This window comes from Streptomyces boncukensis, from assembly GCF_011045075.1.
In the GTDB taxonomy this organism is placed as follows: Bacteria; Actinomycetota; Actinomycetes; order Streptomycetales; family Streptomycetaceae; genus Streptomyces; species Streptomyces boncukensis.
The window spans coordinates 1-7,116 of the sequence record NZ_JAAKZZ010000392.1; the positions used below are offsets into that span (position 1 = coordinate 1).

The window sequence follows — 7,116 nt, forward strand, 5'->3', positions numbered from 1 at the left end:
GTGCGGCGGCAGTCGTGCGCGCCGTCAGTGGTGGAAGCCGACCCTGGGAGCCCCCGCGTCCGGGCCCGTGCCGCTCAGGCGGCGCAGGCAGTGGCGCAGGTCCTCGGCGAACAGGTCCGCCTTGTCGCGGCTGATGCCGTGCCGGACCAGGACGCGTTGGATGACCGTCTCGCCGCGGTCGGGCGGCAGCGGGTACGCGGGCACCTGCCAGCCGCGCATCCGCAGCTGCTCGGACAGGTCGTAGAGGGTGAAGCCCGCCCGGTCGGGGTCGGTGAGCGTATACGAGAGGGCGGGAAGGGCGCCCTGGCCGTCGTACAGGACGGTGAACGGGCCCGCCTCGGCGATCTGCTCGGCAAGTGCGGCTGCGGTGTCCGCGCAGCTCTGATGGACCCGCCGGTAGCCCTCCCGGCCGAGGCCCAGCAGCAGCGCGTACTGCGCGATGACGGAGCCGCCGGGGCGGGAGAAGTTGAGTGCGAAGGTGGGCATGTCGCCGCCCAGGTAGGACACATGGAACACCAGCTCCTCCGGCAGCGCCTCGGCACTGCGCCACACGGCCCAGCCCACGCCCAGCGGCGCCAGCCCGTACTTGTGCCCGGAGGAGTTGATGGAGGCCACCCGCGGCAGCCGGAAGTCCCACTCCAGGTCCGGGTGGAGGAACGGTGCGACGAAGCCGCCGCTGGCCGCGTCGACGTGCAGCGGGACGTCCAGTCCGGTCTTCCGCTGGAGCGCGTCCAGCTCCTCGGCGAAGGCGCGCACCGGCTCGTAGTCGCAGGTGTAGGTGACGCCCAGGATGGCGACGACGCCGATGGTGTTCTCGTCCACGTACGCGCTGAGCTGCTCCGGGCGCATCCCCGTGGCATCCTGCTGCAGCGGCACCTGGCGCAGCTCGACGTCGAAGTAGCGGGCGAACTTCTCCCAGCACACCTGCACCGGGCCGCACACCAGGTTCGGCCGGTCCGCCGGCTTGCCCGCCGCCTGCCGCGCCGCGCGCCACCGCCACTTCAGGGCCAGCCCGCCGAGCATGGCCGCCTCGCTCGACCCGGTGGTGGAGCAGCCCCTCGCGCCGCCGCCCGCGGGGGCGTGCCACAGGTCGGCGAGCATCCGTACGCACCGCGCCTCGATCTCGGCGGTCTGCGGATACTCGTCCTTGTCGATCATGTTCTTGACAAGGCTCAGATCCATCAGCCGGTGGATCTGCGGCGGGCTCCAGGTGGTGCAGAACGTGGCCAGGTTCTGGGCGGCGTTCCCGTCCAGGTCCAGCTCGTCACGGATGAGCTGGAGCACCGTGTCCGGGTCGTGCGGGCCCTGGGGCATCCGGTGCTTGGGCAGCCGCCGGGTGCTCAGCGGGTGGGCGTAGACGTCCGTGAGCCCGGCGGGCTCGGCGGAGTCTTCGGGAGGAGTGGCGGAGCTGCGGGCCGAGGAGATCGCCATACGGCCGACGCTACGCACGGCGCGCGGCACCGGCACGCGTACGGGGGCCGGACGTGTCGGCCCCCGCTGCCCCGGCTCCCGGGCGCGCCGCGACGCCGCGGAGACCCGTCAGAAGGGCCTAGACCTCCGGCTCCTGGACCTCCGACTCCGCCAGCACCCGGAATCCGAGATCCGCGGCCACCAGGCGCTCGCGCAGCGCCCCGCCCATGGCGACGGCCGGTGTGAGCTGCCCGGACGCGGCGGGCAGCGGGTCGGAGGCCAGACACAGCGCGGCCTCGGCCAGGATCTTCGACGTCTCGTCGTAGCCCGGGTCGCCGCCCGACACCTCGGTCAGGACGCGGCGCCCGCCGCCCTCGCCGGAGAACCGCACCGTGAACCAGCTCCTGGCCCGCCGCTCGGCGCCGGGCCCCTCGCCGGCCGTCCGCCGCGTCAGGAGGAACCTGCGGGCCGCGGGGAGCCGCACCGCGGCGGCCACCGCGCCGGCCCCGGCCACCGCGCCCACGGTGAGCGGCAGGTTCGGCAGGGCCGCATACTCGCTGTAGGAGAAGCGCGGGCCGTAGCGCTCCAGGGCCGCCGCCGAACGGCCCACGATCTGCGGGTCGATGGTGGGCAGTGGCACGGCCCACGCGTCCAGTCCGGTGTGCGCGGGCGTGCGCCCGATCCGGCCCAGCGGAGTGCGCACGCTGCGGTGCGCGGGCCGCGGATCGGCGGTGCGCCGCTCCCTGGCCGTGCGCTGTGCCCGGTCGCTGCGCGCGACCGAGAACAGCGTGCTGGCGTACGTGCCGCCGGAGAAGGCCGCGTGGACGCGGACGTACGCCGCGACGCGCAGCGGCTCCCCCTCGGGCAGCCGCTCCACCGTGAACTGCGTGCCCAGGTCGTAAGGCACCGAGTCGAAGCCGCACGCGTGCACCAGGCGGGCTCCCGTCTCACGCGCCTGGAAGTGGTACCGCAGATACATCAGGTCCACGAACTCCGGCTCGCCGCACAGGTCCACGTAGTCCGTGCCCGCCGCGGCGCAGGCCGCCACCAGCGGTGCCCCGTAGCGGATGTACGGGCCGACCGTTGTGGCCACCACCCGGGCGCGCGCGGCGAGTTCGCGCATCGAGGCGGCGTCGGCGGCGTCGGCGTGCAGCAGCGGCAGCTCCGCGCACTCCGGCCGGATCGCGGCCAGCCTCCCGCGCAGCGCCTCCAGCCTGCCCCGGTCCCGGCCGGCGACCGCCCAGCGGCAGTCGTCCGGGGTGTGGCGTACCAGGTACTCCGCCGTCAGCGCACCGGTGAACCCCGTCGCTCCGAACAGGACGACATCGAACTCGCGCTCTTGCGTCACCTCAGCCATCCGCTCATTTCAGCAGACGGGACAGCCGGCGGTCGGCCAGGGACTTGCCTCCGGTCTGGCAGGTGGGGCAGTACTCCAGCGAGGAGTCGCGGTACGCGACCGAGCGGACGGTGTCCCCGCACACCGGGCAGGGCTCGCCCGCGCGGCCGTGTACCCGCAGTCCGAGCCGCTTGCCCGCCTTCAGCTCCGCCGCCGACAGCCCGCGGGCCCGCTCCACCGCGTCCCCGAGGGTGGCCAGCAGCGCGGCGTACAGCGCGACGACCTCGTCCTCGCCCAGCTCGGCCGCGATCCTGAACGGTGACATCCTCGCGGCGTGCAGGATCTCGTCCGCGTAGGCGTTCCCGATCCCGGAGACCACGGACTGGTCCCGCAGCAGCCCCTTGATCCGGTGCCGTCGGCCGTGCAGCAGCGCGGCGAACTCCTCGCGGGTGAAGGCGGCGGAGAGCGGATCGGGGCCGAGCCGCGCGACCCCGGGCACCTCGGCCGGATCCCGCACGAGATACACGGCGAGCCGCTTGCGGGCGCCGGCCTCGGTCAGGTCGAAGCCGTCGCCGCCGTCCAGCGCCAGACGCAGCGCCAGCGGCCCCTTGCCGGGGCGGGGCGGCCCGCTGGGCAGCGGATCCCGCCACTGGAGCCAGCCGGCCCGCGCGAGATGGACGACCAGGTGCAGCGTCCCCTCCTGCGCGTCCTGCGCGCGGGCCAGCTCCAGGCCGAGGAACTTGCCGTACCGGACCGCTCCCGTGACCTCCCGGCCCTCCAGGGCGCTGAGCGGAGGGTCGTACGTCTTGAGCACGCTCACCGCCACCGGCAGGACGCGCGCGACCGTACGGCCCGTCAGACGCTCGTGCAGAAAGCCGCGCAGGGCTTCGACTTCGGGCAGCTCCGGCATGGCTCCTCCGGCGGTACGGCACGGGGCCGGCACGTCGACCGTACGCGGCCCCGTACGGTTCAGGCGAGCTTCGCCTCGTGCGTGATGGTGGTGCCCGCGAGCGCCTGGCTCACCGGGCAGTTCCGCGCCGCGTCCGCGGCCGCCGCCGTGAACCCGGCCTCGTCCAGGCCGGGCACCTCGCCCTCCACGGTCAGATGGATCCCGGTGATGCCGGTGCCGGGCTGGAAGGTGACGCTCGCCTGCGTGGTCAGCCGGCTGGGCGGAGTGCCGTTGCCGGCGAGGCCGTGGGAGAGCGCCATCGAGAAGCAGCTGGAGTGCGCTGCGGCGATCAGCTCCTCCGGGCTGGTCCTGCCCCCCGGCTCCTCGGACCGCGCGGGCCAGGAGACGGCCTGGTCGGCGATCCCGGAGGAGTCGAAGGAGACGACGCCGGAGCCCTCCGCCAGGTTGCCGTTCCAGACGGTGTGCGCGGTGCGTGTGGTCGCCATGGTCGGTTGTCTCCACTCTTGTCGCTCGGACATGTCGTATCGGTGGCCGCCGCACCGTCCGGGCGCGGCCCGGACGGTGCGGCGTACCTGATCCTCCCCGATCCTCCGCCCTCGCGGCGCGGAGTGCGAATCCTGGTGGGCCCGGCGTTGTCAGGGGGCTCCTTTACCCTCACTTGGTATGGGACGAGACCTGATCGGGCGACGTCATCCGGCGGGCGAGCTGCGCGCCTCTGTGACCCGCGCCGTCTCCAGCCACGGCGGGCTGATGCTGGTCACGGGCGAGGCCGGTATCGGCAAGACCACGCTGGTCGCGCAGGCCGCCGAGGAGGCACGGGAGCTGGGCGCGCTGGTCCTCGGCGGCTCGTGCTGGGACTCCCAGAGCGCGCCGGGGTACTGGCCGTGGACGCAGGTCATGCGGGGGCTGCGGCGCGCCGCAACCGAGGAGGAGTGGGCGGCGGCCGAGGCCGCGGCCGAGGCGGCCGGGGAGGGGTGCCTGCCCGCGCTGCTGGGCGAGCCGGGCGGCCGGGGCGGCGCCGTGCCCAGCGGGGGCGACAGCTTCCGGTTCCATGACGCGGTCACGGCCGTGCTGGCGACCGCCGCGCAGCGCAGACCGCTGGTCGTGGTCCTGGACGATCTGCACTGGGCCGACGCCGACTCGCTCCGGCTGCTGGACTTCGCAGCCCAGCACACCTGGTTCGAGCGCCTGCTGCTCGTCGGCACGTATCGCGATGTGGAGGTGGAGGCCGGGGAGCACCCGCTGCGCCCGCTGGTGCTGCCGCTCCTGGCGAAGGCGACCACCCTCACCCTGACCGGCCTCAGCGACGAGGAGACGGCCCTGCTCATGGAGCGGACCACGGGCGTGCGTCCGGAGCCCGCGCTCGTGGACGAGGTGCACGCGCGCACGGGCGGCAACCCGTTCTTCGTCGAGCAGACGGCGCGGCTGTGGTCCAGCGGGGGCTCGGCCAGCGCGGTCGCACTCGGGGTCCGGGACGCCCTGCAGCGCAGGCTGACGCAGCTGCCCGGGTCCGTCACGGCGCTGCTGACCACCGCCTCCGTGCTCGGCCGCCGATTCCACCGGCAGCGCCTCGCCGCCGTCGCCGCCGAGCCCGTGCCGCGCGTGGACCGGCTGCTGGACCGGGCAGTGGTGGCCCGGCTGGTGACCGTGGAGGGCGGCGGGGCGTTCGCCTTCGCGCACGACCTGGTCCGCGAGACGCTGTATGACGCGCTGGAGCCCGCCGAGGCGCGCCGGCGGCACGCGGCCGCGGTCCGCGCTGCGGACGGCAGCGGCACGGCGGCGGGCGGCCCCGCGAGCGGCCCGGCCGACGGCCCGTCCTATGGGGGAGCCGCGTACGGGGGAGCCGCGCGGGAGCGGCACGCGCTGCCCGCCGAGCTGGCCCGGCACGGCTACCTCGCGGGGGACGAGCTGGAGCCGTACCACGTCATCGAGCTGCTGACCTCCGCGGCCACCGACGCGGAGGACCGCTTCGCCTTCGAAGAGGCCCTGACGCACCGCAGGCGCGCCCTGGAGCGCGTCCCGGCGGAGGACCGGCGGTCGCGGGCCGTCCTCGGCCTGACCCTCGGCGCCGGTCTGCACGGCATGGGCGCGCGCGAGGAGGCGTGGGAGGAGCTCGACCGCGCCATCGCCGTCGCCCGCGAGACGGACGACGCCGAGCTGCTCGGCCGCGCCGCCCTCACCGCGTACCGCACCGGGGATGTGCTGGAGCGCGCCGGGCTGATAGAGGAGCTGCTGTGTGAGGCGCACGCCAGGCTGCTGCCCGACGCGGGCGGCGGGCCCGGTGCGCGGAAGGCGTTCGTCGATCAGCTCGTGGAGGAGATCTCCGCTCGCCTCGCCACCCTCGTACGGGACAACGGCGACGTCGAGGCCCTCAGCTTCGGCCTCTGGGCGCGGCACGACATCATCTGGGGTCCCGGCAGCGCGGACGAGCGGGAGTCGCTCACCCGCGAGATGGTCAACGCGTCCCGCAGAGCCGGCGACCAGGCGGGGGAGACCCTCGCCGCCTCCCTGCGCTGGGTGGCCCTGCTGCAACTGGGCGACCCGGGCTATGCCGACCAGTTGCAGTCCATGGCGCGCGCGGCCGAGGGCAGCGGGCTCCCCCGCTGTCTGATGATGGCCGCGGCGGACCGGAGCATCGTCGCCGCCCACCGGGGCCGGTTCGCGGAGGCCGAACAGCGGCTCGAACAGGCGTATGTCGGCGAAGCCCGCTGCACGGTCGAGGGCGCGTTCATGGAGCGCCATCTGCACTGGTCGTACTCCATGCTGCAGGGCCGCTTCACGGACCTGCAGCGGCTGCACGAGGAGATCGGGGACAACGGCCATCCGCACCCCCGGCTGCTGGCGGCCCTCACCGCCGTGCAGAGCGCCTGCTGGAGCGGGGACGGGGTGCCCTGCGCGGACGCCCCGGGGGTCGCCTCGGCGCTGGCGTATGTGACGGAGCAGCTGGACGACGGCGCGCGGTTCTCCCGCGGGATCCAGGCCATGTGGCTGCGGCTGCTGGCGCAGACCGCCGCCGCCTCAGGCGACCCCGGGCTGATCGCGCGGGCCCGGACCGACCTCGCGCCGTATCGGGGCGAGTGGGCGGTAGCGGCCTACGGCTGCGATATCGGAGGGCCGGTGGTGCTGTGGTCCGCGCTGCTGGACGCGGCAGACGGGCGGTGGGACGCGGCGGTGGACGGGCTGACCGAAGCATGCCGCTCGGCCGAGGCGCTGGGCCTGCGCGCCTGGTTGCTGGAGGCCCGCTCCTATCTGTGCGGCGCACTCCTCGCGCGCGGCGGCACCGGTGACGCCCGCACCTTCGGCGAACTGCTCGACCAAGTGGAGCGCGAGGCCGAGAGCATCGGGATGCGGCATGTGGTGCGCCGTGCCCGCACCCTCCGCGAGCGCGCCGCGCGCCGCCCCGCGCCCGGCGCCGAGACGGGGGCCGGGACCGGGGGCGCGGCGGCCATGGGGGCGCCCC

5 protein-coding genes are annotated in these 7,116 nt (G+C 75.0%); 1 reads left to right on the forward strand and 4 read right to left on the reverse strand.

All coding sequences use genetic code 11. The annotated features are described in order from the left end of the window. Positions 1-24: 24 nt before the first annotated feature. The 4 genes from gad to G5C65_RS27640 form a co-directional block, all read right to left on the reverse strand. The gene (gene gad / locus G5C65_RS27625; protein WP_165301741.1) at positions 25-1,431 is read right to left on the reverse strand and encodes a glutamate decarboxylase; all 1,407 of its coding nucleotides are present in this window, start codon (positions 1,429-1,431) and stop codon (positions 25-27) included. 118 nt (positions 1,432-1,549) lie between these two features. Then, positions 1,550-2,767 (reverse strand): saccharopine dehydrogenase family protein, encoded by a 1,218-nt coding sequence (locus tag G5C65_RS27630; RefSeq protein WP_165301742.1) that lies wholly within the window; start codon positions 2,765-2,767, stop codon positions 1,550-1,552. Positions 2,768-2,771: 4 nt separating this feature from the next. Continuing rightward, positions 2,772-3,656, reverse strand: coding sequence for an Fpg/Nei family DNA glycosylase (locus G5C65_RS27635; RefSeq protein WP_165301743.1), 885 nt, complete (start codon positions 3,654-3,656; stop codon positions 2,772-2,774). 59 nt (positions 3,657-3,715) lie between these two features. Next, a complete protein-coding gene (locus G5C65_RS27640) occupies positions 3,716-4,141 on the reverse strand; it encodes an OsmC family peroxiredoxin (RefSeq protein WP_165301744.1) in 426 nt (141 codons plus the stop codon). A 178-nt stretch (positions 4,142-4,319) separates the two neighbouring features. Between G5C65_RS27640 and G5C65_RS27645 the strand changes: the two genes are divergently transcribed. Further along, on the forward strand, positions 4,320-7,116 hold a 2,797-nt coding region (locus tag G5C65_RS27645; protein ID WP_165301745.1), incomplete at its 3' end, for an ATP-binding protein.

Excerpts from the sequence above, each read along its gene's own strand:
- gad (WP_165301741.1), bottom strand. The coding sequence starts at position 1,431 with ATGGCGATCTCCTCGGCCCGCAGCTCCGCCACTCCTCCCGAAGACTCC.
- G5C65_RS27630 (WP_165301742.1), bottom strand. The coding sequence starts at position 2,767 with ATGGCTGAGGTGACGCAAGAGCGCGAGTTCGATGTCGTCCTGTTCGGA.
- G5C65_RS27635 (WP_165301743.1), bottom strand. The coding sequence starts at position 3,656 with ATGCCGGAGCTGCCCGAAGTCGAAGCCCTGCGCGGCTTTCTGCACGAG.
- G5C65_RS27640 (WP_165301744.1), bottom strand. The coding sequence starts at position 4,141 with ATGGCGACCACACGCACCGCGCACACCGTCTGGAACGGCAACCTGGCG.